Source organism: Pseudomonas sp. PIC25, assembly GCF_002286785.1.
GTDB lineage: Bacteria > Pseudomonadota > Gammaproteobacteria > Pseudomonadales > Pseudomonadaceae > Pseudomonas_M.
The window spans coordinates 44,840-71,425 of the sequence record NZ_MUJY01000123.1 but is presented as its reverse complement, the minus strand read 5'-3'; the positions used below and the strand labels follow the sequence as shown (position 1 = coordinate 71,425).

At 64.3% G+C, this 26,586-nt stretch carries 20 protein-coding genes and 1 pseudogene; 9 read left to right on the top strand and 12 right to left on the bottom strand.

The genetic code is table 11. The annotated features are described in order from the left end of the window. A pseudogene (locus BZL41_RS28555) lies at positions 1 to 519 on the top strand (hypothetical protein); the annotation flags it as partial. After that, positions 510 to 1,475, top strand: coding sequence for a hypothetical protein (locus BZL41_RS15280; protein ID WP_256578166.1), 966 nt, complete (start codon positions 510 to 512; stop codon positions 1,473 to 1,475). The pseudogene BZL41_RS28555 and the gene BZL41_RS15280, both read left to right, overlap by 10 nt. Here the strand turns inward: BZL41_RS15280 and BZL41_RS15275 are convergent. Continuing rightward, positions 1,472 to 2,383, bottom strand: a complete 912-nt coding sequence (locus tag BZL41_RS15275) for an ATPase, T2SS/T4P/T4SS family (RefSeq protein WP_095600087.1) — start codon at positions 2,381 to 2,383, stop codon at positions 1,472 to 1,474. The two genes, BZL41_RS15280 and BZL41_RS15275, sit on opposite strands and share 4 nt — an antisense overlap. A gap of 168 nt (positions 2,384 to 2,551) precedes the next feature. Between BZL41_RS15275 and recC the strand changes: the two genes are divergently transcribed. The 6 genes from recC (at position 2,552) to recD (ending at position 13,836) form a co-directional block, all read left to right on the top strand. Further along, positions 2,552 to 5,809 (top strand): exodeoxyribonuclease V subunit gamma, encoded by a 3,258-nt coding sequence (gene recC, locus BZL41_RS15270; RefSeq protein WP_095600086.1) that lies wholly within the window; start codon positions 2,552 to 2,554, stop codon positions 5,807 to 5,809. A gap of 82 nt (positions 5,810 to 5,891) precedes the next feature. Further along, a complete protein-coding gene (locus tag BZL41_RS28550) occupies positions 5,892 to 6,116 on the top strand; it encodes a hypothetical protein (RefSeq protein WP_168191010.1) in 225 nt (74 codons plus the stop codon). After that, positions 6,113 to 8,173 (top strand): RNA-binding domain-containing protein, encoded by a 2,061-nt coding sequence (locus BZL41_RS15265; RefSeq protein ID WP_168191009.1) that lies wholly within the window; start codon positions 6,113 to 6,115, stop codon positions 8,171 to 8,173. Before BZL41_RS28550 ends, BZL41_RS15265 begins: the two co-directional genes overlap by 4 nt. A 21-nt stretch (positions 8,174 to 8,194) precedes the next feature. Then, complete coding sequence (locus BZL41_RS29110; protein ID WP_256578165.1) at positions 8,195 to 8,320, top strand: hypothetical protein; 126 nt, start codon at positions 8,195 to 8,197, stop codon at positions 8,318 to 8,320. Next, positions 8,317 to 11,865 carry an exodeoxyribonuclease V subunit beta gene (recB, locus tag BZL41_RS15260; protein WP_095600085.1) on the top strand — a complete coding sequence of 1,183 codons (3,549 nt, stop codon included), beginning with the start codon at positions 8,317 to 8,319 and terminating at the stop codon, positions 11,863 to 11,865. The genes BZL41_RS29110 and recB overlap by 4 nt, the downstream gene beginning before the upstream one ends. Before the next feature lie 117 nt (positions 11,866 to 11,982). Beyond that, positions 11,983 to 13,836: an exodeoxyribonuclease V subunit alpha gene (gene recD / locus BZL41_RS15255; RefSeq protein WP_095600092.1), complete on the top strand. Its 1,854-nt coding sequence runs from the start codon at positions 11,983 to 11,985 to the stop codon at positions 13,834 to 13,836. A 10-nt stretch (positions 13,837 to 13,846) separates the two neighbouring features. On the opposite strand, the gene BZL41_RS15250 is transcribed toward recD, so the two are convergent. Further along, complete coding sequence (locus tag BZL41_RS15250; protein ID WP_095600084.1) at positions 13,847 to 14,740, bottom strand: tetratricopeptide repeat protein; 894 nt, start codon at positions 14,738 to 14,740, stop codon at positions 13,847 to 13,849. Positions 14,741 to 14,851: 111 nt separating this feature from the next. Continuing rightward, complete coding sequence (locus tag BZL41_RS15245) at positions 14,852 to 15,772, bottom strand: AEC family transporter (protein ID WP_174706175.1); 921 nt, start codon at positions 15,770 to 15,772, stop codon at positions 14,852 to 14,854. 184 nt (positions 15,773 to 15,956) lie between these two features. On the opposite strand from BZL41_RS15245, the gene BZL41_RS15240 reads away from it, so the two are divergent. Next, the gene (locus tag BZL41_RS15240; RefSeq protein WP_095600082.1) at positions 15,957 to 17,144 is read left to right on the top strand and encodes a diguanylate cyclase; all 1,188 of its coding nucleotides are present in this window, start codon (positions 15,957 to 15,959) and stop codon (positions 17,142 to 17,144) included. Positions 17,145 to 17,151: 7 nt separating this feature from the next. On the opposite strand, the gene BZL41_RS15235 is transcribed toward BZL41_RS15240, so the two are convergent. From BZL41_RS15235 to BZL41_RS15195, 9 genes are all read right to left on the bottom strand, one after another. Then, on the bottom strand, positions 17,152 to 17,577 hold the full coding sequence (locus BZL41_RS15235) for an OsmC family protein (protein WP_095600081.1): 426 nt from the start codon (positions 17,575 to 17,577) through the stop codon (positions 17,152 to 17,154). A 73-nt stretch (positions 17,578 to 17,650) separates the two neighbouring features. Then, positions 17,651 to 19,600 carry a DUF4105 domain-containing protein gene (locus BZL41_RS15230; protein ID WP_095600080.1) on the bottom strand — a complete coding sequence of 650 codons (1,950 nt, stop codon included), beginning with the start codon at positions 19,598 to 19,600 and terminating at the stop codon, positions 17,651 to 17,653. A gap of 24 nt (positions 19,601 to 19,624) precedes the next feature. After that, positions 19,625 to 19,945: a DUF2388 domain-containing protein gene (locus BZL41_RS15225; protein WP_095600079.1), complete on the bottom strand. Its 321-nt coding sequence runs from the start codon at positions 19,943 to 19,945 to the stop codon at positions 19,625 to 19,627. 175 nt (positions 19,946 to 20,120) lie between these two features. After that, positions 20,121 to 20,438, bottom strand: coding sequence for a DUF2388 domain-containing protein (locus BZL41_RS15220; RefSeq protein WP_095600078.1), 318 nt, complete (start codon positions 20,436 to 20,438; stop codon positions 20,121 to 20,123). Positions 20,439 to 20,621: 183 nt separating this feature from the next. Continuing rightward, a complete protein-coding gene (locus BZL41_RS15215; RefSeq protein WP_095600077.1) occupies positions 20,622 to 20,828 on the bottom strand; it encodes a DUF1127 domain-containing protein in 207 nt (68 codons plus the stop codon). Positions 20,829 to 21,063: 235 nt separating this feature from the next. Beyond that, the gene (locus BZL41_RS15210; protein WP_095600076.1) at positions 21,064 to 21,279 is read right to left on the bottom strand and encodes a DUF1127 domain-containing protein; all 216 of its coding nucleotides are present in this window, start codon (positions 21,277 to 21,279) and stop codon (positions 21,064 to 21,066) included. 408 nt (positions 21,280 to 21,687) lie between these two features. Beyond that, positions 21,688 to 22,287, bottom strand: coding sequence for an adenylyl-sulfate kinase (gene cysC, locus BZL41_RS15205; protein ID WP_218224526.1), 600 nt, complete (start codon positions 22,285 to 22,287; stop codon positions 21,688 to 21,690). Between the two features lie 23 nt (positions 22,288 to 22,310). Next, positions 22,311 to 23,273, bottom strand: coding sequence for a glycosyltransferase family 2 protein (locus BZL41_RS15200; protein WP_095600074.1), 963 nt, complete (start codon positions 23,271 to 23,273; stop codon positions 22,311 to 22,313). A gap of 30 nt (positions 23,274 to 23,303) precedes the next feature. Continuing rightward, positions 23,304 to 26,573, bottom strand: a complete 3,270-nt coding sequence (locus BZL41_RS15195) for a glycoside hydrolase family 99-like domain-containing protein (protein ID WP_095600073.1) — start codon at positions 26,571 to 26,573, stop codon at positions 23,304 to 23,306. Positions 26,574 to 26,586 lie beyond the last annotated feature (13 nt).

The window sequence follows — 26,586 nt, the reverse complement described above, 5'->3', positions numbered from 1 at the left end:
CTCGCCGGCCTGCTGGCCCGTAGCTACACCCAGAACACCCCGCTGGAAAAATGGATCGCGCAGACCCGCTTCGGCGTCAAGCCGGCCGACTGGGCCAGCCGCTACACCGACGAGATGCGCGAGCTGTACAAAACGGTGTTCCCCTTCACCTTCAACCTGGGGCGCACCGTCGAAATGAAGTACAACGGCGACTTCATCGAAATCGCCTGGCTGATCCTGCGTCTGCCGGGGCAGACCCGTTTGAAGGACTGGATGATCCACTTCAAGGGTATGGAAATCTGGGATGGCCGCTTCGGCATCAGCAGCATCGAACGCCCGGTGGAGTGGACCGGCGCAGCCTTCGAGGCGGACATTGGTACACTGCGCCCGCACGAACGGGGCGTGGCGCGCTACCGCAAGCTCTATCACGAGGAAAGGGAATTGGGGTACATCAAGAAGATCAAGGGAACGCTGACCTACTCGCCACTGCCCGGCGTGTCATTGCCCGCCATCGAAGTGGATGACGTGGCATGGATTTGAAAGGCAAGCTGCTGGCGATGATCGGCAAGCAGTTCGGTGCGCGATACCCCATCACCCCACTGTTCGCGGACCGCCCCACCGGGCAGAAGCCCATGCAGCTCAATGAGGTAGACGAGCACACGGAACACTACCTTGCCCTGAAGAGCGGGGAGGAGATGGTGAGAGGGATGCCGACAGGGATCTTGGGGGGATGGATTGGGGTTGCCCTCGCCTTAGTGGGTTTGGTCTTTCTGGTAAAAGGCGACTGGGAGGGCGTATTGACCAGTCTTGCTTTGGCCGCCGCCTTTTTCGCCGTTCCGTTCGCCTGGGAAATGCTCCATCCGCTACCGTTGCCCACGCTGTTCAACCATCGCACCCGCGAGGTGTATTTCGAGCTGGACGGCGAGCTGTACCACACCCCGTGGGACGGGATCGAAGCGGCCACCTACGAATACGAAATGGTGCACCAGAACACCGGCGCCATGCGCCATGCGCCCATCGAGGTGCTGATGCACCGCTACGGCAAGCCGGAGCAACAGGTTCTGGTCAATCTGGTGATACCTGTCGGTCGCAGCATCGCGATCAACCAGCACACCTGGGAATACCTGCGAGCCTACATGAACAACGGGCCATGGTTCGACGAGAACGGGGACAGCAGCCCATCCGATGCGTTCGTTCAGAGACAGTTGACGATCAACAATGAAAAGCGTCGCCACGACTATAAACTCTGGTGGCGAACGTGGAAGGACGATAAGACGCTTTCGTCATTGGTCCTTGTGCTGAGTAGTTTTCTCTTTTACCCATCCTATGCCATTCAGGACTTTGTCTACGCCCTGTCCAAACGCCGTTCGCGCAATCAATGGCCGGAAGAGGTGCTGGAGCGCCTGCGCCCCGATGGACCGACCACGCGCTTGATCGATCTGGAACGCGAGCGGGGACTGGCGTCTCCGATGCTGGCTGATACCCCGCCGGCCTAGCTGTCCCGCAACACCTTCTTCTCCGCTTCATTCACGCCGAAGCCGTGTTCCAACTTGATCCGCAGGGTCAGGTCGGTGCGCGAGTCGGCATGTCGCAGGGCTTCTTCGAGGGAAATTCGGCCGTTCTCGTAGAGCTGGTAGAGGTGTTGGTCGAAGGTCTGCAGGCCCTGTTCGCCGGCGCGGGCGATGGCGCTGCGGAGGTCGTCGAACTGGTCGCGCTGGATCAGGTCACGGATGTAGGGCGTGGCGAGCATCAGTTCCACCGCGGCCACGCGCTTCTGCGCCAGGCCCGGCACCAGGCGCTGGCCGATCACCGCCACCAGATTCTGCGCCAGGTCGGCGAGGATCTGGCGGCGGGCCTCTTCCGGGAAGAAGTGCACGATCCGCTCCAGTGTCTGCACGCTGCCGGTGGCGTGAAGGGTGGCCAGGCACAGATGGCCGGTTTCGGCGTAGTGCAGGGCGTGCTGCATGCTGTCGAGATCGCCGGCCGCGCCGACCACCAGCACCAGGCCGCGATCCAGCAGGGCCAGGCGTTCGAGGATCGGCGGCAGGCCGAGAGTGGCGATGCGCGGGATTTCGCTCTTCACCAGGCGCACCACCATGGCCACCTCGCCGCGCTGGAAATAGACATTCACCCGGAACCGCCCGGAATTCGGCAGGCTGATCGCCAGGTTCATTTCCAAGTCGCGTTCGAACTCGACGATCTGCTTCTGGGTCATCAACTGGTAGGCCATGTGCTGCACGGCGCCCGGTATCAGCGGCGGTTCGGCGACCGGCTGGGTACGCCCTTCGAGCTTGATGTGCGGTGGCGCGCCGACGCTGAGGAACATGTCCGAGCCGCCGCGCTGATGCAGCAGATGCAGGTACGGGAAGATATCCGGCCTGGCGCCGGTGGGGCTCTGGTCCATGGTGTCAGCTCTGCGAGGTACTCTCTCCCCTCAGTACAGTGCAAATCGGAGCGGCGAGCCAGTCGATGTAATCTCAATTGGCTATCCTTGTGGTTTCGCATTCATCCGGCGTTCGCGATGGACCAGAACCGCTTGCTACCCTAGGCGGCATTCCTAATAGGACTTCCGATGCTCGACCTCTACCACGCCCCTGACCTGGAAACCCTCGGCGAGCTGGCCACCACCCTGCTCGCCCAGCCGCAGCGCGACCTGCTGGCGCCGGCCCAGGTCGTGGTGCCGAGCCAGGGCATGGGCCGCTGGCTGACCCTGGAGCTGGCGCGCAAGCAGGGCATCGCCATGCAGGTGGAGATGCAGTTGCCGGCGCGTTTCGTCTGGGAATTGGCGCGGAAGGTGCTCGGCCAGCTACCGGAGCAATCGGCCTTCGCCCCGGCTACGCTCGCCTGGCGGCTATACGACTGGCTGTGTGAGCCAGTCAATCTCGAACGCGCGCCGCGTCTGGCACAGTACCTGGAAGGCGGGGACGAGCGCCGACGGCTATCTTTGGCGACGAAAATCGCCGACGTTTTCGACCAATACCTGCTGTATCGCGACGACTGGCTGGCCGCCTGGGAGCGCGGCGAGCGCCTCGGCCTGGGTGCCGACGAAGACTGGCAGGCCCTGCTTTGGCACGAGCTGACTGCCGACGGTCACCCGCACCGCGCCCGCCTGTTGGAAGAACTGCTGCGCCGCCTGTACGCGGACGAGCCGATCCCCGGCCTGCCCGAACGGCTGTTGGTGTTCGGTATCAGCAGCCTGCCGCCGCACCACCTGCGGGTGCTGGATGGTCTGGCCCGGCACATCGACGTGGTGATCTGCGCACTCAACCCCTGCCGCGAGGCCTGGGGCGATATCCGCGACATCCGCGAGCTGGCCCGGCAACCGTCCGGCACGGGGCCGGACGACTGGTACCTCGACGTCGGCCACCCGCTGCTCGCCAGCCTCGGCAAACAGGGCCGCGACTTTTTCGACAGCCTGTTCGCCCTCGGCGGCAACGAGACCGGCCTGTATTCCGCCGACGCCGACCTGCGCGACGACAGCCTGCTGCACGCTTTGCAGAACGACATCCTGCGCCTGCGCACCCGGACACCGGAGGAGCGCCTGGCATTGCGCGCGGACGATCGCTCCCTGGAGGTGCACATCGCCCACTCGCCTCTGCGCGAGGTGGAAATCCTCCACGACCAGTTGCTCGCCCGCTTCGCCGCCGAACTGGGCCTGACGCCCGATCAGGTGGTGGTGCTGACCCCCGACATCGAGCGCTATGCACCCTACATCGAAGCGGTGTTCGCCCCCCGCGAAGGTGCGCCGCGCATTCCCTACAGCCTCGCCGACCGCAGCCTGCGCGCGGAAATCCCGCTGATCGAGGCGTTCCTCGACCTGCTCGCCCTGCCGGACAGCCGCTTCACCGCCGAAGACATCCTCGGCTGGCTGGAGCAACCGGCCATCGCCATCCGCGCCGGCATCGAGGATGAAGACTTGCCGCTGCTGCGCGACTGGCTGCGCGAGGCCGGGGTGCGCTGGGGCCGCGACGCCGATCACCGTGTCGATCTCGGCTTGCCGGCGGATGCCGCGTTCACTTGGCGCCAGGGACTGGACCGGCTGCTGCTGGGCTTCGCCGCGCCGCCACGGCTGGCTGGTAATGCCGCCCCGCTGCTTGGCGACAGCTGGCCGCTGGATGCGCTGGAAGGCGCCCGTGGACAGCTACTGGGACGGCTGGCCGGATTCGTCCAGCGCCTCGCCGCACTGGCGCAGGACCTGGCCCGGCCGCGCCCGCTGGCGGACTGGGCGGAGGCCCTGCAAGGGCTGATCGACACCTTGTTCGACGAACGCAGCGCCGGCGAAACCCTGCTGCTGCTCTCCAAGGCCTGCGCCGCCCTGCGCGAACAAGGCGAGGCGGCCGGCATCGTGCGGCCACTGGAATTGGCGCTGGTGCGTCAGCAACTGGCCGCCGCGCTGGAACAGGGCAGCGGTGCCAGTGGCTTCCTCACCGGCGCGGTGACCTTCTGCACCATGGTGCCCATGCGCAGCCTGCCGTTCCGCCTGGTCTGCCTGCTCGGCCTGGACGACGGCGCCCTGCCCCGGCGCACCCCGGCGGCCGGCTTCGATCTGATCGCCCGGCATCCCCGGCGCGGTGACCGTGCGCGGCGGCTGGACGACCGCTACCTGCTGCTGGAAACCCTGCTCAGCGCCCGCGATGCGCTCTACCTCAGCTACGTCGGCCGCGACCCGCGGGACAACGCAGTGTTGCCGCCGTCGGTACTGGTCAGTGAAATCCTCGAAGCGGTGGACCTGACGGCGGTCCAACCGGATTCGTCCCTGCAGGCCAGCGCCTGCCTGACCGTCGCCCATCCGCTGCAACCGTTCGCGCCGGGCAACTTCGAGGGCGGTCGCCGCGCCGGTTTCGCCGCCCCCTGGTTCCGCGCCGCGCAGCGTCTCGCCGCGCCGCCGCAGCCGGCTTCGGCAGCCTTCACCGTGCGCCTGCCCGAGCCGGACGATGACTGGCTGACCCTGGAGCCCTCGCTGCTCCTGCAATGCTTCCGCCACCCGGCGCGCTTCCTGCTCGAGCAGCGTCTCGGCCTGCGCCTGCCCGATGCCGAGGAGGCATTGGCCGGCGACGAACCCTTCGCCCTGGAGGGCCCGGCTTGGCGCGGCCTGCGCCAACTGGCGCTGGAGGCCGTGGAGCGCGGCTGGTCCGAGGAAGAGGAGCGCCGCATTGCCCGCGCCGCCGGCTGGCTGCCCACCGGCGAGCTGGGCCAGGCGCTGTGGGGCAAGCTGCGCGGTCCGGTGAGAGCCTTCGCGCCCCGCCTCTTCGCAGTACGGCCGGACGAGACGCCACAGCCGTTGCTGGTGGACGTCCGCCTGGCCGGCGTGCGCGTCCATGGCTGGCTCGATGGCGTGACCTCACATGGGTTGTTCGGCTGGCGCCTGAATCGCCTCGGCGAATGGGACCTGGCGCCGTTCTGGCTGCGCCATCTGCTGCTCAACCTCGCGGCCAGCGACGGCATCCGCCGCGAGAGCCTGCTGCTGTCCCCGGACGGCGACTGGCAGCTCGGCCCGCTGCCGGACGCCGCCGCCCAGCTGGAGCCCTGGCTGGCCGCCTATCGCGAAGCCATATGCCAACCGTTGCCGCTGCTGACCAAGAGCAGCCATGCCTTCGCCAACGGCTTGCGCAAGCCGGGACGCGGCGAGCCCCTGGACACCGCCCGCAAACGCGCCCGCGCTGCTTGGGAAGGCACCGACTTCGGCCCTGCCGGCGAATGCCGAGACCCCTGGTACGCCCTCGCCTTCCGCGACGCCGACCCACTCGGCGAGCGCTTCGAGCAGTTGGCGGAAGCCCTGTTGGGGCCGGCGCTGGATGCGCTGAAGCAAGGTGGAGGGGACGAAGGATAAATGCGGCTGCTTTAGGCACACTATGCACTTTTTTGATGACGCAGCCCTGGGCAGGGGCTCGAACGCTATTCGGGAATCGTACATGACGGACCACTCCACATTACGAGTCGCGCTTCTGGCGGCGATACCCGTCACGGATGAGAGTATCGTCGACCCAGCAATATTTGAGCGGTTGCGTCGACACTGGACGAATCTCTCCCAGGGAAGCCATGCCAACACGCGTGATTCCCTGATTGTCGAAGGCATGGCGGCCAAGTGGCTGCGCAAGCGATTCCCCATCGAGCTCAAGGCGAAGAGGACATCATGATCCAACCTTACTCGCTGGACGACTTGTCACTGTTGGTTGAAACCGTCGAGCTGGAATGCAAGCTCGCCCAGGGTCAGGACGGCAAGGGTGAAGTGCCGAAGGATTTCTGGGCGACCTATTCCGCCTTTGCCAATACCCATGGCGGCGTCGTGTTGCTCGGTGTCCGGGAGAAAGATGGCCAGTTCAGCGTGGCCGGGTTATCGAATGTCGAGAAGGTCCGCACAGACCTGTTCAACACCCTGAATAATCCGGCCAAGGTCAGCATCAACCTGCTGACGGATGATGATGTCGTGATTCGTGAGTTGGAGGGCAAGCGGATTCTCGAGGTGCGCATTCCCGCCGCCTCGCGCAAGCAAAAGCCGGTTTTCCTTAACGGCCAGCCGTTGGGCAATACCTATCGGCGGTTACATGAGGGCGACCGGCGTTGCGACGAGGAAAGCGTCAAGCGCATGTTCGCCGAGCAGGTGGAGGACTCCCGGGACGAGCGCATCCTGCCCCACTACGACCTGAGTGATATCGATCCGGATAGCCTGCGCATTTACCGGCAGATGCTCAGTGACCGTAAAGCCAATCACCCGGCACTGGAGCACCAGGGTGTCGACTTCCTGCGCCAGATCGGTGGATGGCGGCGGGACCGTGCCACCGGACAGGAGGGTCTGACGGTGGCTGGGTTGCTGATGTTCGGCCGTTGGCTGTCGATCCAGGAAGCTATGCCCCATTACTTCCTTGACTATCAGGAGCGTCCGCAGGCGAAGACCGAGTTGCGCTGGATCGACCGGTTGGTGCCGGACGGCACTTGGTCCGGCAATCTGTTCGACTTCTATCGGCGGGTCTATCGCAAGCTGACTGAGGATTTGAAGGTACCTTTCGCCCTCAAGGGCGATCAGCGCCAAGACAATACCCCTGTGCATGAAGCCTTGCGCGAAGCCCTGGTCAATACGCTGGTACATGCCGATTACACGGGACGTGTATCCGTGCTGGTGGTCAAGCGTCCCGACCTGTTCGGTTTCCGGAACCCCGGTGGCCTGCGCCTGCCGCTGGAGCAGGTGCTGCAAGGTGGTACGAGCGATTGCCGGAATCGGCTGATGCATCAGATGTTCCTGATGATCGGCTTGGGCGAGCGTGGTGGCTCCGGGGTACCGAAGATTTACAGTGGCTGGCGTAGCCAGCATTGGCGCCCGCCGGCACTATACGAGAAGGATGAGCCCGAGCAGACCCTGCTCGAGCTGCGTATGGTCGATCTGCTGCCTGCCGAGGCGGTAGAGCAACTTCGCGAGCGTTTCGGCGAGCGTTTCGACCGGCTCGACCATACCGCCCGAATGATCCTGGCCACGGCCGCCATCGAGCGGGTGGTCAACCATAATCGTCTGTTGGAACTCTGCGATGCACATCCCCACGACCTCAGCCAGATGCTGAGCCGGCTGGTCAAGGAGGGCATGCTGGTCTCGGATGGGCGGTCGCGCGGCATGATGTATCACCTGCCGGGTGAAGTCATGCCGACGCCCGAGCAGGTGTTCGAGGGGCCGCAGCCCATGCCGGGCTATGTTTCCCCGACCGGGTTGGGTCTCAGCTCCGAACATTGGAGTTCAAGCTCCGAACATTTCGTCGTCAGCTCCGAACATTGGAATCGAAGCTCCGAACATTTCGCTGTCAGCTCCGAACATTGGAATTCAAGTTCGGAGGACGGCGATAGCAATAGAGACGAAGTGGGTCGCTGGGTCAGTCCTCATTTGCCTTTGCCGGTCGTGGATTCTCTCGACTGCCTGGACGAAAACTTTCGCACGAGGCTGGAAACGATGGCTGCCGAGCCCCGGCGGAAAAAGAAACTGGCCAGGGAGCGTATGCAGCAGGTGCTGACGGCGTTGTGTCGGGAGCAGTTCATGACACTGAACGTGCTGGCTCGGCTGGTGGAGCGTAACCCCGATGCGTTACGCCAGCAGTATTTGAACGAGATGGTGCGTCATCGGCAGATCCAACTGGCGTTTCCGTCGCGCCCCACACATGAGCGTCAGGCGTATCGAGCAAGCCAGGATGAGGCATCAGTGGTGGATGAGTGAGCGTCCGCCAGGAGAAAGACGATGATGGAAGACCCGCTTGAACAGGAAACCCTCGGCTGGCTGAGCAAATTTGGCTATACGCCGCTGCCCGGCCTGGATATCTCACGACGGCAGCGATCCGAAGCACGAGACCTGGGTCTGACATGAGCCTCGACCTCCTCGCCTCGCCCTTCGACGGCCGCAGCCTGATCGAGGCCAGCGCCGGCACCGGCAAGACCTGGACGCTGACCGCCCTCTACGCGCGGCTGCTGCTGGAGCGGCAATTGTCGGTCGGGCAGATCCTGGTGGTGACCTACACCACGGCGGCCACGGCCGAGCTGCGCGAGCGCATCCGTGTCCGGCTGGCCGAGCTGCTGGCGATCTACGAAGGTACGCCGAGCAGCGATGGTTTCCTCACCCGCCTGCATGCCCAATACCCCGGCGAAGACGCACACCGGCGCCTGTTGCTGGCGGTGCATGGTTTCGACGAGGCGGCGATCTTCACCATCCACGGTTTCTGCCAGCGCGCCCTGCAGGATGCGGCGTTCGAGGCTGGCGGGGATTTCGACAGCGAGCTGTCCACAGATGACCGCGAGGTGCTCGACGCCGTGCTGGCCGATGCCTGGCGCCATGAGCTGGCCGAGGCGGATTCGGCCTGGGCGCGCTTCCTCGCCAAGCAGCGCATCACCCCGGCCTGGCTGCGCCAGCGGCTGCGCAGCCATCTGGGCAAGCCGTACCTGCGTATCGAGCCGCGTGAGGACGTCGACGCGGTGGACCTGTCCGCGGCGGGGGCCGCCTGGGAGCGTGCCGCAGCGCTGTGGCGGAGCACGGGCTACGCCTGGATCGAAGAGCTGCGGGCCCATGGCGGACTCAGCCAGACGACCCACAAGCGGGAAAAATTCGCGCTCTGGTCCAGCGAGTTGGATGCTTATTTCGCCGATCCGGCCGCCCTCTTCGACCCGCCACAAGGCTTGGACAAACTCGGCATCCAGGCGCTGGCCAAAGCCTGCAAGAAGGGTTTCGACGCGCCGGTATGCGAGCTGGCGGAAGCCCTGGATACCCTGCGCGAGGCTCTGGAAGAAGCGATTCCGGCCGGCGAACGGCGCTTGATCGCCCTACAGGTGCGCCTGCTCGACCAGCTCAACCGCGAGCTGCCGGCGCGCAAGGCGGCGCAGCGCATCCTCGCCTTCGACGACCTGCTCAACCGCCTCAACGAAGCTCTGCATGGCCCGGCCGGCGACGACTTGGCGGCGACCCTGCGCGAGCGCTATCCGCTGGCGCTGATCGACGAGTTCCAGGACACCGACCCGATCCAGTACGCCATCTTCGACCGCATCTACCGCCCCCGTGGCGATGCGCCGGCGGGAGACCTGTGCTTCGTCGGCGATCCCAAGCAGGCCATCTACGCCTTCCGTGGCGCGGATCTGGCGACCTACCTGAAGGCCCGCGACGAAGCCGGGCGGCACTACGATCTGCCGTTCAACTACCGCTCCACGCCGGAGCTGATCGCCGCGCTCAACCTCCTCTTCGACCGTCCCCGGCCATTCGCCGAAGAGGGTCTGGACTACCCGCCAGTTCGTCCGGGTCAGAAAGACCGTGCCCGGTTGGTCCTGCCGGGACAGGAATCGCCGCTGGCGTTGGTCTGGCTCGGCGACGAGCCACTGATCAAGGGCGAGGCAGGCCGCCTGGCGGCGCAGGATACTGCACGCCGCATCGCGGCGATCCTGGCGGCCAGCGCCGAAGGGCAGGCGTATTTCGAGCAGGACGGCACGCGCACGCCGCTCAAGGGCGGCGATATTGCCGTGCTGGTGGCCAGCCACCGGCAGGCCGCCGACATCGCCGCCGAACTGGCCGCGCGCGGGGTGCCCAGTGTGCGGCGCGGGCGCGACAGTGTCTGGCACAGCGAGGAGGCGGAAGAGCTTGCCGCGGTGCTCGCCGCTTATGCCGAGCCGGGGCGCGAGGGGCTTTTGCGCTACGCCCTGGCTAGCCGCCTGCTTGGCCGCGACGCCCTGCAACTGGCGCGCTGCCAGGACGACGAACTGGCCTGGGACGCGGAGCGCGAAGCAGCGGAAAAATACCATCAGCTCTGGCAACTGCACGGCTTCATGCGCGCTTTTCGTGCCTGGCTGGACGAACAGGGCGTGGCCGGGCGACTGCTCGGGCTGCCCGACGGCGAGCGCCGGCTGACCAACCTCCTGCACTTGGCCGAACTGCTACAGACCGAGAGCCTGCAACGCCCCGGCCTGGAGCCGCTGCTCGCCTGGCTGAATGCCCAGCGCACCAGCGAAGGCGCCGGCGACGACGCGCTGCTGCGCCTGGAAAGCGATGCCGAGCGGGTGCAGATCGTCACCGTGCACACCAGCAAGGGCCTGGAATACCCGTTGGTGTTCTGTCCGTACCTGTGGGACGGCGGCCTGCTGCGCAAGGACGAGGACGTCACCTGCCACGCCGCCGACGGTACACCGCTGCTCGACCTGGGCAGTGCCGACTGGGACGAGCATCGCCAGCGCGCCCGCCAGGAACGCTTCGCCGAACGCCTGCGGCTGGCCTATGTCGCCCTGACCCGTGCCCGCGATCGGCTCTGGCTGCACTGGGGCCCGGTCGCCTTGCCCAAGGCGAAGAAAGACGGCGAACTGCCCGAGGACGGCCTGCACAGCAGCGCTCTCGCCTGGCTGCTGCATGGCCGCGACCTACCGGGCGACGATGCGCTGGCCGAACTGGCGACACATCTGGCCGCATGCGAGCCGGCGCAGTTGCGCGAGGAGCTGGACGCGCTGGTCAGCGGCAGTGCCGGCACCCTCGCCCGCATCCCGCTGCTGGAGCGTGAGGCCAGTGCCCAGGGTCAGCACCGTGCCACACCGCCCGCCGAGCTGGCGCTGTTGCCGCGCAGCCTGCACAGCGCCTGGCGGATCGGCAGTTTTTCCGGCCTGGCCGCCGGGGTCCACATGGAAGCGCCGGACCGCGACACCCTGGCCATGCCGGATGCCAGCGAGCCGGGCAGCGGCTTCTTCGCCTTCCCCCGCGGTGCCCGCGCCGGTACCTGCCTGCACGCGATCCTGGAGTACTGGGCGCGGGGCAAGGGCAGCCTGGAAGAACTGGTCGCCCCGGCTCTGCGTGACCACGGCCTGCCCGAGGACTGGGCGCTGCTGACCGCAGCCCATCTGCAACAGGTGCTGGATACCCGTCTGGACGAGCACGGCGAATTGCGGCTGTCCGCCCTGGCGCCGGAGCGCCGTTTGCCCGAGCTGGGCTTCACCTTCCCGGTGGCCGGCCTGGACGTCCAGCGCCTGCGCGCCCTGCTCTGCGACCCTGCTCATGGTCTGGACGAGCCCCTGCGCGAGGCGGCGGCACGCCTGGAATTCGATGCGCTGAAAGGCTTCCTCAAGGGTTTCATCGACCTGACCTTCGAGCACGACGGCCGTTGGTACATCGCCGATTACAAATCCAACTGGCTCGGCCCGGATGCCGGGCACTACGGTGGCGACCGCCTGCTCCAGGCTCTGGCTGGCGAGCACTATTACTTGCAATACCTGATCTATCTGGTGGCGCTGCGCCGTTTCCTGCGTCAGCGTCTCGCGGATTTCCGCGACGAACATCTCGGTGGCGCCTATTACCTGTTTCTGCGTGGCATGCCTGAGGCCGGCGTATATTTCGCCCGTCCGGCGGACAGCCTGCTGGATGCGCTGGACCGGTTGTTCGAGGAGGGGACATGAGGAACATCCCCGTAGCGGGCATATATGTAGGGGCGAATTCATTCGCCTGCCGGGACACCGCCGGGCGAATGCATTCGCACCTACAGGTGTGCTCCATCCCTGCGGGAGGTGATCGCCGTGCTGCCTGACCTGCCCCTCGGCCCGCTGGAGCGCGCCTTCGTCGATAGCCTGCAACGCCTCGATCCACAGGCGGACGACGCGGTGCTGACCGCCGCCGCACTCTGCTGCCAGGCGTTGGCCGAGGGCGACGTCTGCCTGCCCCTGGCCCGTCGCGCGGGCAAACCCGCCTGGCCGGAAGCGGACGCCGGCTTCGTGCTGCCGCCCCTGGCGGAGTGGCGTGCGCGCCTGGAGGCGTCGCCCTTGGTGGCCGGGCCGGGCGAGTTCGCTCCGCTGATCCTCGATCGTGACCGCCTCTACCTGGCGCGTTATCACGCTTACGAAAGCCAGCTCGCCGAACGCCTGTTGGCACGCGCAGCGGACCGACCGGAGGTGGACGAAACGCTGCTGGCCGACTCCCTCGCCCGCCTGTTCGCCCGCAACACCCAGTCGCCGGACTGGCAGCGCCTGGCGGCGGCGCAGGCGGTCCGTCGGCGTCTGGCGGTGATTTCCGGCGGCCCCGGTACCGGCAAGACCACGACTGTGGTGCGCCTGCTCGCCGCCTTGCTGGAGCAACGCGGCGGCGAGTCCCTGGCCATCGGCCTCGCGGCGCCCACCGGCAAGGCGGCAGCGCGGATGGCCGAGGCGATCCGCAACGCCAAGGCCGAGCTGCCGGTCAGCGAGGCGATCAAGGCGGCGCTGCCCGAGGAGGCGCGCACCCTGCACCGGCTGCTCGGCAGCCGCGGCGACACCCCCCAGGTACGTCACGACGCGTCCAGTCCGCTGCCCCTGGACGTGCTGGTGGTGGACGAGGCCTCCATGGTGGACTTGGCGCTGATGGCCAAGTTGCTCGCCGCCCTTCCCCCTGCAGCGCGGCTGATTCTGCTCGGCGACAAGGACCAGCTCGCCGCCGTCGAGGCCGGCGCGGTGTTCGCCGAGCTGTGCGAGGGGCGTGGTTTCGATGCACGCGCGGCGGCCGATCTGCAGCGCCTCACCGGCCAACCGGTACCCGTGGAGAAACCCCGTTCGAAGCTGGGCGATGCGGTGGTGTTGCTCACCCACAGCCATCGCTTCGCCGGCGATAGCGGCATTGGCGAGTTGGCGCGACGGATCAATACCGGTGACGCCAAGGGCACCCAGGCCCTGCTGCGGGAAAACCGCGCCGACCTGGCCTGGAACGCCCATCCGACGCCTGTCGGCCTGCTGGAGCGATTGGAGGCGGGCTACATGCCGTATCTCGCCGCCGCCCGCCAGGGCGATCCGGGGGCTGCCTTTGCTGCGTTCAACACCTTCCGCGCCCTCACCGCCCAACGCGAAGGTCCCTGGGGCGTGGCCGGGATCAACGAGGCCCTGGAGGCGCGCTTCAAGCGCCGTCTCGGTCTGGCCAGCCGGGAGCGCTGGTACCCCGGTCGTGCGGTGATGGTGCGGCAGAACGACTACGCCCTGGGGCTGTTCAACGGCGACATCGGCCTGTGCCTGCCGACGCCCAGCGGCCTGCGCGTGTTCTTCGAGGGGGAGGACGGCCACCGGCCCTTCGCCCCGGCGCGCCTGCCCAGCCACGACAGCGCCTTCGCCATGACCGTGCACAAGAGCCAGGGCTCGGAATTCGCCGAGGTGCTGTTGGCGCTACCGGAACAGCCCAGCCCGCTGCTGACCCGCAGCCTGTTCTACACCGGCATCACCCGCGCCAAGCGAAAGGTGGAAATCTGGGCCCTGCCGCTCCGCCTGAGCGAAGCGGTGAACACCCGGACCGAACGCGCCGCCGGGCTGGCTGAACGACTGGGCGTGCCGCCAGCCATCAACGCCGAGCCAATCGCGCCGGCTCCGGCGAAGCCTGTCGATCCGGCAGCCAAGGGGCAGTTGGATTTGTTTTAGCAAGCGCCCGTTACGTGTCGAATTCCTCGGCTTGCAGAATTTGATCCAGGCGTGTCAGTTGACGGTTGGTCGTGCTCCAGTCGTCTAGGGCTTGCCGGATCGCTGCTTCGTCCGGCCCGGCGATGGCGATGACGCGGACGGGGCTGTGTTCATCGAGTTCCACCGGTTGCGGTTCGTGTTCCTCGTGGGGATGGCCTTCCGAGCACTGCCTGCAGAGGATACGGACCGACTGAGACCAGTCTTCGCAGGCGATATCGCGTTCATCCAGCAGGGCGAGCAACTCTTCCACGTCCGCCTGGCCGGACACCCGTAGTTCCGCTTCATAGGTGCTGTTGGGCGAGGGCTCGAAGAGTTCCAGCACATTGAACACCGAATACTCACGCCCTTCGTATTCGCGATGCCCCACAGCCGCGCCGTCATGCAGGACGACATCGCCATAGCAGAAACCGGATTCCCCGTAGGGGATATTGATGAGGCGTGCGCGCACCGGGTCGATGCGTCGGGCCCAGACCACTTCGGCGCTTTCGTCCGGGTTGAGACGTACCGGGGTGATGCCCAGGTCGGACTCGATCGGCGTGTCGCCGGGCTCGATCCGTAAGCCCAGCCGGTGCCAGGCGGCGCGTGCCGTGCGCCAATCCTTACGCGCGGTGGCGGCGATAGCGAGGTTCCAGTTGGCGGCTTCGTCCTCTGGATCGAGGTCGACGGCGAACTGGTTGTGCCGTTGCGATTCCGCCCACTCGCCCCGGTACTTATGGATCAGGCCGATGTTGTAGTGGGTGGTGGGACGGGCGTAGTCCAGCTCGAGAACCTGGCGATAGAGCGCCAGCGCCTCGTCTTCGCGCCCTTCGTCGGACAGGTCGAGAGCCTGCTGGTGCAGTTCTTCGGCGACATCGTGCGCAGTCATGGCGTTTCTCATGGGGATTGGGCGCTCCCATGATGCACCAGGTCGTGGCGCCTGGCTTGGATTGTTTTCCCCGTTCCGAGTGGCTGTGAAACGCTCGCTCCGACGGTTGGCTCAACCACCCATCCATCCCATCACCAACGGCAGGCTGGCCGCGGCCAGCAGCGTTTGCAGGGTGATGATCCCGGCCATCAGGTGGCTGTCGCCGCCGAGCTGGCGGGTCAGGACATAGGCGGTGGGGGCAGTGGGCAGGGCGAAGAACAGGATCAGCAGGCTGCTCTCCATGGCCGGCAGATGCAGCACCAGGGCCACGCCGAACGCCAGGAGCGGCATGGCCAGCAGGCGCATCGCGCAATTCCAGCCGAGGGCCGGGACTTCGCCACCAAGCTCCTGCGGCCGCAATGCGGCGCCGACGCAGAGCAGGCCGAGCGGCAGGCTGGCGGCGGCGAGCAGGCTGAGCAGGCGGTCGGTGCCGCCGGGCAGGCCGAGACCGGAGAGGTTGACCAGTGCTCCGGCCAGGCAGGCGAGGATCAGCGGGTTCCTGGCGATCGGCAGTAGCAGCGAGCGGGCACTGACGCCGCGCTCGGCGGTGAGCGCCCAGACCGACATCACGTTCACCGTCGGCACCATCAGTGCCAGCATCAACGCGGCCAGGGTCAGGCCTTCCTTGCCGAACAGGCTGCCCACCGCAGCCAGGCCCAGGTAGGTGTTGAAGCGCAGCACGCCCTGGGTGACGGCGCCGAAGCGTGCTGCCGACCAACCGCGCAGCCGACGGGCGACGAGCAGGGCGATCCAGGCCAGACCCAGGGCAAGCAGCACCGCCAGGGCCAGGCGGGGCAGCGCAGGGTTGCCCAACGGAGCGGTGGCCAGGCTGCTGAACAGCAGGGCGGGGAAGAGAATGAAGTAGTTCAGGCGTTCGGCACCTGGCCAGAAGGCCTCGCTGGGAAAATCCCAGCGGCGCAGCAGATAACCGCAGACGATCAGGGCGAACAGGGGCCAGAGGGCGAGCAGCAGGGTGGTCACTCGGATTTCCAGGCAGGAGAGGAGGTCACATCTTGGTGGCTGACGCGCCTGCCGGCAAGATCGAAAACCGGGCTGGCCGCTCTAGGGCGGGCTATGCTGGCCGAGGCAGCCACGTTTCGTCGGATTGGGCGGCCTAAAGTCTGAGCGGAAGATATCGAAATGATATCATTCCTGGCGACCAACGAGTGCCCGCGCCATGTTTGCCCAAGAAAGTCAGGTGGTTGAAGAGTTTCTCCATACCCCATACGGGCAGCAACTGCGGCAAGGTTTTCGTTGGCTGCGTTTTTCCTCTTCCTTGGAGCGCGAGTTCCGCGCCCAGCTCAACGAGCAGTCGCGTCTTTCCCAATTCCTCGCCGGTCTGCTGCTGACCCTGGTGGTCGGTGGTTATCTGTACATCGAGCAGGTCTTCATCGTTGCCTACCAGCCGGTGTGGCTGACGGAGGTGACACTGATCCGCCTGGCATTGATCGGCATTGGCGGCATGGTCCTGCTGATGAGCGGCAGTCGCCGTGGCCGGCGGATCGCGACGCGGCTCTATCCGTTGTTGCTGGTGGTGATCGGCGGTCTCGCCTCCCACGTCGATCTGCACTACGAAGCCAGCCGGCTGCCGCTGGTGCTGCGTTACGAAGCGGGGTTGCTGATCGTTTCGTCGTTCTTCTTTCTCGGCATCACGTTCTGGACGGCGCTGTGTTGCGGCCTGCTGATCATGCTGGTGGACGGCGTGATGGCGCATTGGCGGCTGGAAGGACCATTGCTGGCCGAGCACTGGATCGCTACCGGTTACTACTTGGTCCTTCTGTTCATCGGGGCGACCGGCCGCTTCGTGCATGAATTTTCCCAGCGCGAGCAGTTCCTCATGCGCAAGCTGCTCGGCTGGGTGGCCGAGCATGACGCCTTGACCGGCCTGGCGAACCGGCGCTATTACGATTCGTCGCTGCGGGTGCGACTAGCCCAGGCGCGACGCGACCGGATGCCGATGGCGCTGCTGTTGGCCGACCTGGACGATTTCAAAGTCTACAACGATACCCTGGGGCACCCGGCGGGCGATGAGCTGTTGCGGCTCTTTGGCGCGCGCTTCGCCGAATTCGCCCGGCGCCCGCTGGATGTAGCGGCCCGGACCGGCGGCGAAGAGTTCGCCCTGCTGCTGTACGACACCGACGAAGCGGGTGCCCAGGCCATTGCCGGGAATATTCTCGAGAGCCTGCGCGAAAATGCGCTGCCGCACCCTTCGGAATGGCAGCGCGGCCCGTTGACCCTGAGCATCGGCGTTGCCGTCGCCAATGAGCGGGACACCGCCGAGACTTTGTACAAGCGTGCCGACACGGCGTTGTACCGCGCCAAGGCGGGGGGCAAGAACCGCTTCGTGCTCAGCTGGCTGCCCTGACTCTGTCTCAGCTTTCCAAGGTGGCGTTGAGGCTGATGCGGGCCTTCAGCAACTTGGAGACCGGACAGCCTTCCTTCGCCTGGTTGGCGATCTGCTGGAACTGGTTGGCGTCGGCTCCAGGAATCTTCGCCTTCAGGGCGAGGTCGACTGCGGTGATTTCGAAGCCTTCGCCCACCTTGTCCAGGGTCACCACGGCCTGCGTTTCGATGCGTTCGGCGGTGAGTCCGGCCTGGCCGAGCATCATCGACAGCGCCATGGAGAAACAACCGGCGTGGGCCGCGCCGATCAGCTCTTCCGGATTGGTGCCCGGCTGGTCCTCGAAACGGGTGTTGAAGCCGTAGGGGTTATCCTTGAGCGCGCCGCTCTGGGTGCTGAGGGTGCCCTTGCCGTCCTTGAGGTTGCCCTGCCAGACCGCCGATGCGTGCTTTTTCATGATGCGTCCTCCGTGCGGGTTGCGATCTGGTTCAGAGGCATTCCGCGCGGGAGAGTTCAGTGCCGTTCGGCTGTCAGGGTAGCTCCAGCCCGCCGCTGGCTTTATGTAGCGCGCGCAGGCGTTCGCCTAGGCGGGCCAGGTTGGCTTCGCTGGCTTCCAGCTCGACGCGGCGCTCCGGCAATAGGAGCAGGCGCACCTCGCGGTCGAGGTCGTCGCTCAGTCGGCGCAGGGTCTGCTGGCGTTCGGACGCCTCCGCTTCCAGGCGCTGCCATTCGCCGGCCTGGGGCAGGCCGTAGCCACTGTCGAGCATTTCGGCGGGGCGGCTGAGGAAGCCGCTGTTGGCGAGGATGCCTTCGAGAGTATCGCCAGCCTTGGCGAGAAGCGCGTCGTCGGCGGCGCGCGGACCGAGGTAGCGCTGCTTGAGTTCGTCCTGGGCCAGCAGCAGTTGCCTGCGCAGGGCGGCCTGTTCCAAGAGGAGCAGGGCTGCCGAGGCGCGCAGGTCGCCATTCTCGAACCAGGGCCGGCGGCGCTCGGCGGGCAGGGCGAGCCAGTCCTCGACGCGCGCCTGGGGCACTGCCAGGCGCTGGCGCAGTACGGCGAACATCGCCTGGTAGCGATCACGGAAGGAATCGAAGCGATAACCCAGGCGCAGGGCCTCCTTGGGATCGTCGAGCATGCTGCGGTCGGCCAGGCCGCGGGCGATCAGCAGGTCGAGCAGGCCGTTGGGCATGATGCTGTCGAGGCCGACCAGCTCCGGGCGGTCGGTACCGCTGCGCAACAGCTTGAGGGTCTCCACCGCGCAATTGTTGGAGAGGAAGTAATAGTCGCCGTCGTAGCTCCAGTGCAGCTCGGCTGCGCGGGCGACCAGCATGTCCTGCTCGGTGCGATTCAGACGCAATGGGACCGAAGCCAGACTGCGCATCTCCACCTTGGTGTACTCGTCGATCACTTGCGACAACGGCAGCACGAACAGCCGTGAGGGGTAGACGCCGGTGAGACCGTCCCAGCTGGACAGTTGCACGTCGCCGACGAAGGCGCGGTAGGACAGCACCAGATGCTGGTCGAGATCGAGCCGGCAGGCCGGGCCACGCGGCCGTCCGGGGGCGCAGACCACCAGGCGCAGCATGCTGTGGCCCCAGCGGCTGACCCAGGCATCGTTGGCTTCGGCGAACAGGTAGTCCACTTCATAGACCCGTTCCGGGTCCAGCTTGCCCAGCGGTACCCGGCCGAAATCACGCCCGGCGTTGAGGTAGGCGTAACCGTCAAGGCAGGTGTCACGGTCGGCTGGAGACCAGCCGAAGTGTTCGCTGAAGTAGCGGTACAGGGACGGACGGCGGCAGGCATAGCTCGGATCGAGGAGGAAATACTCCATGTTCACCGCGACGAATTCACGCGGGTTGCTCAGCTCGTAGACGTCCGGGCTGCGTGCGACCTGGCCGTTGTGCCGTTCTCGCTGGCCGCGGCTGCCGACGCGCTGCGGCCAGCCGGCCAGATCGAGCAGACGCGGATCGTCGCTGAGGGTGAAGCGGCGGGCGGTCTGGCCTTGGCAACGGTCCGGCAGGCCGACCGGGCCGAGATCGGCGGCCTGTCGACGGCAACGCTGCAGGCGCTGCCATTCGCCATCGGGCCAGAGGCGGGCGCGGTCGTACAGGTGCGTGAGTTCGTGCAGCACGGTAGCCAGCAGCTCGCGGCGTACCGTGCCGTGGGGACGGTTGGTGCGCTCGCGTGCGGCGGAGCCATCGGCCAGGCCGTCGAGCAGTTTCGCGTTCAGCGCCAGGGCATCGAGGCGGGTGACCCGGCCGTAGCCGTTGTCAGGCAGATCGTCGCGCCAGAGGACCTCTACGCGGCGGTCGAGGCGTTCGACGAAGCGTGGCGGCAGGGCGGCCAGGGCTTCGTCGAGCAGGGCTTGGCTGGCTTCGCGTTGTGCCGTGGTCAGGCCGTCGTCTTGCAGTTCCAGGCGCAGACCGGCCTGGAGAGGGCCGGCGACCAGTAGCAGGGTGGCGCAGAGCAGGCGCGAAAGCATGGGTGGGCTGCCGCGTCGGTCGGATCAACGGGCGAGGATGGCTTCGGCCAGTGTCAGATCGCTGGCGTCGCGTGCTTCCGGCACTTGGCTGCGGATGGCATCGAGGGCGGCTTCCAGGCGAGCACCACGGATCTCGCCCTGGCTGGCGACGAAGCTGGCGGCATCGTCGCGTGCCTCGACCACGACTTTCATGTCGCGGATCGAGGTGGTGGTGTCGGAGGTGAAATCGACGGTGCGGTCCAGCGCGCGGACCACAATGTTGCTGGTGGCGACCAGCGTCTGCGCCTGGACGGCGCCGACGGACAGGAACAGGGCGGTGGTGGCGACGAGCAAGGACGTGCGCATGGCGTTTCAACTCCAGACGAAACGGATTGGTTCATTGGACGGAAATCATCGGCCCCGGTTCGCTGGCGTGGCGAGGGGCCGATTCGGGCGGGAAGGCTAACGGAATGCGCGGCGACCGGCCAGAGCGTCGAGTACGGATGCGACGCGTCTGGCTCGTCGGGTGAAGGCGAGGCGGTCAGAGCGCCAGGATCGCCTGGGCCAGTTGCAGGTCGCTGGCAGCCAGGTGGGGCGCCTGTTCGCGGATATGGGTCAGGGCCGCCTCCAGCCGCGCGCCACGAATCTCGCCCTGGCTCGCAACGAAGCTGGCCGCATCCTCACGTGCTGCGAGCACCACCTTGTCATCACGCAGCGACGACGTCATGTCGGTGGAAGCCTGCAACGACTCCCCGAGCGCCCCGACGACCGTGTCGGTGGTGACGATGAAGCTGGAAGCGGAAGCAGCGGTGGAAAGCGCCAGCAGAGTGGCAGCGCTGAACAGGCGGAAAGCAGCCATGATCGAAACTCCTTGCGAGACGTCGCGCTGACGTCGGACCGGAGAAAGCCTAGCGCAAGCCGTCATATCGTCGCCAGATGAGGCATTGGGCCAGTCTTGGCGGCTGTATTGATCGAAAGGAGCCAAGGATGCCTCGTCCCGCTTCCGGCCGGCTACCTCAGAGAAAGGCCGGCCGGAAGAAAGTCAGCGCCAGAACGGCTTGTCCAGTTCCGCTTCCCTGTCCGCGATACTGATACCGGCGTCGGCGAGCATGCGCTCGTCGAGGACGGCCAGTTGCTTGCGTGTTCGGGCGCGCTGGCGCCAGAGGCAAAAGATGGCGTAGAGGTCCAGAACCTTGGAAAGCCGGTCTGTCTTGGGGAGGGAGGGCCGATGAGTGAGGGTGCGGTCCATGGCACTGTCCTTCCCGCATGGATGCGGGGATGGCATATGGGAAACCATGGTCGCGCGAATCGGGTGTTAGCTACAGCGACAGTGGGATTGGATTGTAAGGGTTCAGTTTTATATCTGGATGAACTGTATCGGTCCGATGTAGATGATCTGTTCTTTTCTGCCAGACATAAAAAACCCGTCGGCGTTTACACGGCGACGGGTCTTCGGTGATCGACCTTCGGTCGAGGCGGGCGTATCAACGCCAGAACGGCTTATTCAGTTCGGCGTAACGCTGGGCTTCGCTGATACCGGCATCGGCCAGGAGGCGAGCATCCAGACGGGCCAACTGATGGCGGCTGGAGATGCGACGCTGCCACAGGGTCAGGGTAGCGATCACGCGCAGCGGCCAAGGGGCTTTCGAGCTGGCTTCGGGAGCATCGACAAACAGGTCGGAACTAAGGGTATGTTCCATGGTGGTCTTCCTTCCGCTTGTGGCGGGCTTGCTTCATCGGGATGAGCAAATGATCCGCTTTCGTCGAGCGACTCAGTAGTCACAGCTATCGAAAATTGCGTGCCTTTTAATGTGTTACCTAACGAACTGTACTGTTACCGAAAGAACCAACTGTATTGGTTTTGCATTGTTATAGTGCGATTTAGCTACCCATTTATCCTCTTCTGCCCAAATTTCGAGCATCTGACCAGTACAGTTTTCCCTTTGCTAGTCAGTACAGTTTCTCGTGGTTTACTTATGATTTGGAAAAAAATCTGGTTACAGGAAGATGGCTAGTGAAAATCACCAACCAAAGGCAAAAGTCACATGATTTAAGAAGCCTGAACAACTAGTACAGCGGCTCATTCCACTATTTCAGTTTTCGGGCTGTTACGTCAGGAAACCACGGATCATCTTCATAAGGTGCTCCAAGCAATCGTCGACCGTCAGCGCAGCGGTATCCAGGCGCAGATCGGGGAGGGTGGGCGGCTCGTAAGGCGCCGAGATGCCAGTAAAACCTGGGATCAGGCCAGCTCTCGCCTTGCGGTACAGTCCTTTGGGGTCCCGTTCCTCGCACCGTTCCAGCGCTGTGCTGAGATGGATCTCACGGAAGGCATCCGCACCAACGATTTCGCGCGCCATCTGCCGGTCCTGGCGGTACGGAGAAATAAAGGATGCGATTACGATAAGACCCGCCATGTTCATCAACTTGGCAACTTCGGCTATGCGACGAATGTTTTCCGCGCGTGCGTCCGGTGTGAAGCCGAGGTCGCGGTTGAGACCATGGCGAATGTTGTCCCCGTCCAGAACGAAGCAAGGATTTCCCTGCTGCACCAATTGCCGTTCCAGAGCAAATGCCAAGGTGGATTTCCCCGAGCCGCTCAGGCCCGTCAGCCATAGTGTGACGGGACGCTGACCCAGCAATAGGGCCCGCTCTTGTGGGCTGACCTGGGTTGCTTGCCAGACGATATTGTCGTTATTCCTATCCAAATGTGGGGCTCCTTCGGCGCTGCTCAAATCTTGCCAAGAGCGGCGGCGGCAATCAGGCCGAGATCGCCGAACAGCGTTTGCCGGTGAACTCCAGAACGTAGCACCCCCAGGCAGCGTGGCAGGAGATCGGCCTCTCGGGCGGCGGCGAACATCTGGAAGGTGGCCCGATGCTCTGGGGTGAGCAATGTATTGCAGCGTTGCAAGGCGGCTACATTGAGTGTGTTCCAATCTCTGAAATGTCCGGCGAACATACGTTTCAAACGATGCAGTCGGTCCCTGATGCTGGAGTTGGCGCCGATCAGGTTGGTACCGTGCTGGCGGTAGTCGATAGTAGGAGTCGGGTCGTAACGGACGGTACCTCCACAGCCGGTAATCAGCATATACGCCCACCAATCGTGTGAGGCGACCGGAACATTCCCTGCTCTCATCAGGAGCATCCGGGCGGCTTGGTTGAAGACCATGGTATTGCCTCCCGCCAGACTCTGGACCAAGGCGTTGGCAAACGAGGGTTCTTTCGGAAATAGCGGGGATTCACCTAGATGGTGGCCTTGGTTGTCTACTAGGTGAGTTCTGCCGCAATGCAGGGCAGGGCGGTCGGGAGGTACCTGGCGGAGCCAGTTCAGGGCCCTTTCGAGTCGATCGAGGTGCCAAATATCGTCCTGGTCGCAAAAAGTGAAGAAGTCCGCTTCCAATGATGGCTCACAGGCGAGGGAGAGAAAGTTGGCAACGAAACCCCGCCGCGGGCCTTCTAGAATTATCATTCTGTTCGCGCCAATCATGGTGCGATAGCGCTGCAGGATGAGTGATGTCGCATCACTGGAGCCGTCATCCGAGGCGGCAATCAGCCAATCCTGATGCGTCTGGGCAAGGATCGAATCGAGCTGTTCGGCCAGATGACGCTCGCCGTTGTAGGTCGACAGAAGAATGGCGACCCGCGCTGAACTGCCGAATGCAGGTTTGTCGGAAGGCATGATCTCTGTGAGCATTTCCCTGGCCTCTTTGGGTTGTCCTTGCTTTCAGGCGGTCGCTTCCGCAAATCCGTACCGGGCATTGGTCGGAGCGCCTTCGCTGCTGCGAACGCTCAGGCCCGCCGCGTGGGCGCTGACACTCATGGCGCGCTCCAAGGCATGGGCAAAAGTGCCGTCGACTTGTCCTTCCTCTGGCTCGAAGTCATTCACGTCGATTGCCAGATTCAGCAGAGGACGTAAAGCATCGACTCGAGCAAAAAACATGGTGCCGGCAACGAAATCGAGCTGATGCAGCTCTGACGGCCGGATGCCCATCCGGCAAGCCAGTCGCTCTACCGCACGGGCATTCGAGCCCCAGTAGAAACTCATCGGTACCACATGGCCGGCTGGGCCCAGCAGTCCCAGGTTGGCATCGTTGCAGAACTCATCGAGGGCTTGCTTCATCGCCTGGCTGGTCAGCAACTTTTCATAGAGATCGCGGCGCCAGGTATCTCCGTCATTGCGGTGGGTCGATTTTTTGGTATGGATCTTGACGAGATACGGGACGCCGTCCGCCACAATACGGGGAAGTAGCGTCAAGAACGGCAGAATGTCCCGCCCATGGTTGGGTACTTCCTGAAGCACATAGCTGTGAGGACAGTTTGCAAGCCGCTCGCGTATGACATCTGCACTTCCTGACGGTGTCGAGATATACAGCTTCAGTGTGAAATCTCGTATTTTCGATAAGTAAGCGACGATTTCTTCGAAGATGTCTGGATAGAAGGCATGGATGGCTACTGCGACCGTCTTGCTTTCCGTTGGGGCGGGAGTTGTCAGGAGGCGTGCACGGACATGGGCCATGCGGGTGGCCTCCAGGTAGGCATACCCATAGTGTTGATCGGGTTCCAAGTGGGCCCCCTCGGCCCATTCGTTCCAAGCGTTGATGAAGACCAGGCGCTCATCCTCACTATGGTGATGTCGATGGCTGTCACGAATGGCATTCAGCAGCCATTCTTGATAGCCGCGGGGGGAGCTGTTGACGAAGGAAATGCCGCGCTCCTTGCGTCTGGGCGTGTTATCCCAAGCAGGGCAAACGCCTCGGAACAAGGTGTAGGGCGGCCGGGTATAAGCGGTGCTGCGCTTCGGATAGGTGCTCCAGTCATAGACCTTGCCTGCGAATCCTTCATGCAATGGTTTGACGTTCGCAGTGACATCCGGCGGCGTGGTGTTGTTTGGGGGAAACTCAACGGCGGCGTCGAAGCCGTACTTGCCCGGCGGCACGCTTTCGAACGACTGCGTGTAGGCAAGATAGATTTCACCGATGCCGTTATCGCGACACCATGTACGCCAGCGTTGCGCCGTGGCTTGTGCATTCGGCAATAGTGCGGGTCGGTAGACGAGCAGAAGTGGCCTGCCATCGATGCGGATGTAGCGTGGATCGCGCAAATACTGAGCGATATGGGCGATGAATGCCAAGTCGTCTTCGCTGGAGTGGCTTTGACCGATGAGAATATGTTCGTCGAGCCCATCCCAACGCCTGCTCCAGTTCTCGTTTGCCCAGCACAGGCAGAACGGGAGATCCAGCTCGGGGTTCTGCAGGTAGCGTTCGATCGGCTTTTCCAGCAGGCGTTTTCCACCGAACCAATAGAAGTAGAAACAGAAGCCGCCAATGCCATAGAGCTTGGCCAGTTCAACCTGCTGACGCTGGGTCTCGATCTCGTCGAGGCTGTAATAACCGAGATCGCCAGGCTCATGGGGTTGATAATGCCCATCATATTGAGGTTGTGCGGGCCGCACATTGGTCCATTCGGTAAAGCCTTTTCCCCACCATTCATCGTTCTCTGGAATGGAGTGGAACTGGGGTAGATAGAAGGCGACCAGCCGAGCTGCCACTTCAATGGTGGGGCCTTGTAATCGTCGTATGGCCTCAACTGGCTCATCGATTCGTACGAGAGGAGCTGTAGGCTCCGACAGTGGTTCGGCCGCTTGGCCGGTCATCCGTTGCCAGTCCTGATAGGCCTGGGTCTGCCGGAGAATGGGCGAAGCCATACGAAAAATGCCGGCTTTGAGGCGTTGCTTGTGGCTGGTCGTAATGGGTAGGTGTCGCCAGGCTAGGCGGGCGCCTTTCGATACAAGTACGCGCGTCAGCAAGACCGGATCCCGATAATACCGGCGTAGTAGACGCAGCCCCCCGAGCAAGCGCCATGAATGACTGGTGTAGATGCGCTGAAGCTCTAGTTGTAGTTGGTCATGGCTTCTGTGCAATTGGTCGTATTGTGTTCGAATCTGGTCATGACGAGCGGCCGTCTCGCTGCGTAATTGTTCGATGTAGGAGTGTTCATCGACGAGCCGCTGGATTTCTTTCCTGGCTTGATCGTGCAGCTTCCAGGCCTCTCCGCATTCGTCGCGCGTGGCATGCAGTTGGGCGAGCAGTTGCATGCGTTCTTTCTCAAGTTGGACTTGCCGTTCGCTCAATGTGTCGATATCCGACACGATGGGTTCGAGAGCCGCGAGTGCGGCCTGAAGGGTGTCGATCTCTTGTTGGGTATCGAGCTGGCCAGGAGTTGCTGCCGCGATTTCCAGCAAGGCATGAAGCTCCCGGACCAATCGAATCACTTCTGCCGGAGAATTCAGTTGGCTCCTGTCGAAGCGAGTATGGCGCAGGGTCGGAGAGAGGAACTCCTGACAGAAGGTTTCAAGGTCCGTTGGATTCTGTTCCGGGGCAGAGAGACCGAATGCCAAGGCGATACGGGCAAGCTGGGAAGCCGGGGCGTCCATCAGCACGTCATAGTCCAAGAATAGGCGTGGACAAGAGTCGGTATCGCGCAGGGCGGCCAGCGAATACTTCGCCCAGAGCAGTTGGGCCTTGGTGGGCGTCATGTCGTCTCGTTTGCGCAGAGACTCCGCCACACTCAGAGGGTTTCGAAAACAGATCAGATAGCGTGTATCCAGCTCCATGCGCTCGAAAATGGCGCGCCAGAAGGAAACGAGCAGGGAAGTCTGAGGGTCCTTGAAGGCAAAAACCCCGGTATCCGCCAGTTTCCCTGTCAGCAGTGCCTCGGCTTCGTCCTGAAGGTGAGCGAAGCGAGGCTCCAGCAACTGTTTGGCCTGTATCGGAGCAAGTCGGTCCCAGGCGGAGCCAAGGCTCGTCAGGAGTTTGCCGTTGAAGGCATGGATATCCATATCCTCGAAGAAGCCTTTCTCATTGTTGTCTTTGGCAGCGGGCATCAGATTGCCACCAAGGTCGACCCCAAGGACTTCCAGTCCGCGTGTGATGGCACTGGTACCGCTGCGATGCATGCCAAGGACAACCAGCACTTTCCTGCGTTGAGCGCTCATGCAAGCCCCGAAT

Excerpts from the sequence above, each read along its gene's own strand:
- BZL41_RS15265 (WP_168191009.1), top strand. The coding sequence starts at position 6,113 with ATGATCCAACCTTACTCGCTGGACGACTTGTCACTGTTGGTTGAAACC.
- recC (WP_095600086.1), top strand. The coding sequence starts at position 2,552 with ATGCTCGACCTCTACCACGCCCCTGACCTGGAAACCCTCGGCGAGCTG.
- BZL41_RS15200 (WP_095600074.1), bottom strand. The coding sequence starts at position 23,273 with ATGCTCACAGAGATCATGCCTTCCGACAAACCTGCATTCGGCAGTTCA.
- BZL41_RS15275 (WP_095600087.1), bottom strand. The coding sequence starts at position 2,383 with ATGGACCAGAGCCCCACCGGCGCCAGGCCGGATATCTTCCCGTACCTG.
- BZL41_RS15250 (WP_095600084.1), bottom strand. The coding sequence starts at position 14,740 with ATGACTGCGCACGATGTCGCCGAAGAACTGCACCAGCAGGCTCTCGAC.
- BZL41_RS15225 (WP_095600079.1), bottom strand. The coding sequence starts at position 19,945 with ATGCGCACGTCCTTGCTCGTCGCCACCACCGCCCTGTTCCTGTCCGTC.
- recB (WP_095600085.1), top strand. The coding sequence starts at position 8,317 with ATGAGCCTCGACCTCCTCGCCTCGCCCTTCGACGGCCGCAGCCTGATC.
- BZL41_RS15240 (WP_095600082.1), top strand. The coding sequence starts at position 15,957 with ATGTTTGCCCAAGAAAGTCAGGTGGTTGAAGAGTTTCTCCATACCCCA.
- BZL41_RS15210 (WP_095600076.1), bottom strand. The coding sequence starts at position 21,279 with ATGGAACATACCCTTAGTTCCGACCTGTTTGTCGATGCTCCCGAAGCC.
- BZL41_RS28550 (WP_168191010.1), top strand. The coding sequence starts at position 5,892 with ATGACGGACCACTCCACATTACGAGTCGCGCTTCTGGCGGCGATACCC.
- BZL41_RS15235 (WP_095600081.1), bottom strand. The coding sequence starts at position 17,577 with ATGAAAAAGCACGCATCGGCGGTCTGGCAGGGCAACCTCAAGGACGGC.
- BZL41_RS15195 (WP_095600073.1), bottom strand. The coding sequence starts at position 26,573 with ATGAGCGCTCAACGCAGGAAAGTGCTGGTTGTCCTTGGCATGCATCGC.
- BZL41_RS15220 (WP_095600078.1), bottom strand. The coding sequence starts at position 20,438 with ATGGCTGCTTTCCGCCTGTTCAGCGCTGCCACTCTGCTGGCGCTTTCC.
- BZL41_RS15280 (WP_256578166.1), top strand. The coding sequence starts at position 510 with ATGGATTTGAAAGGCAAGCTGCTGGCGATGATCGGCAAGCAGTTCGGT.
- BZL41_RS15215 (WP_095600077.1), bottom strand. The coding sequence starts at position 20,828 with ATGGACCGCACCCTCACTCATCGGCCCTCCCTCCCCAAGACAGACCGG.
- BZL41_RS29110 (WP_256578165.1), top strand. The coding sequence starts at position 8,195 with ATGATGGAAGACCCGCTTGAACAGGAAACCCTCGGCTGGCTGAGCAAA.
- BZL41_RS15230 (WP_095600080.1), bottom strand. The coding sequence starts at position 19,600 with ATGCTTTCGCGCCTGCTCTGCGCCACCCTGCTACTGGTCGCCGGCCCT.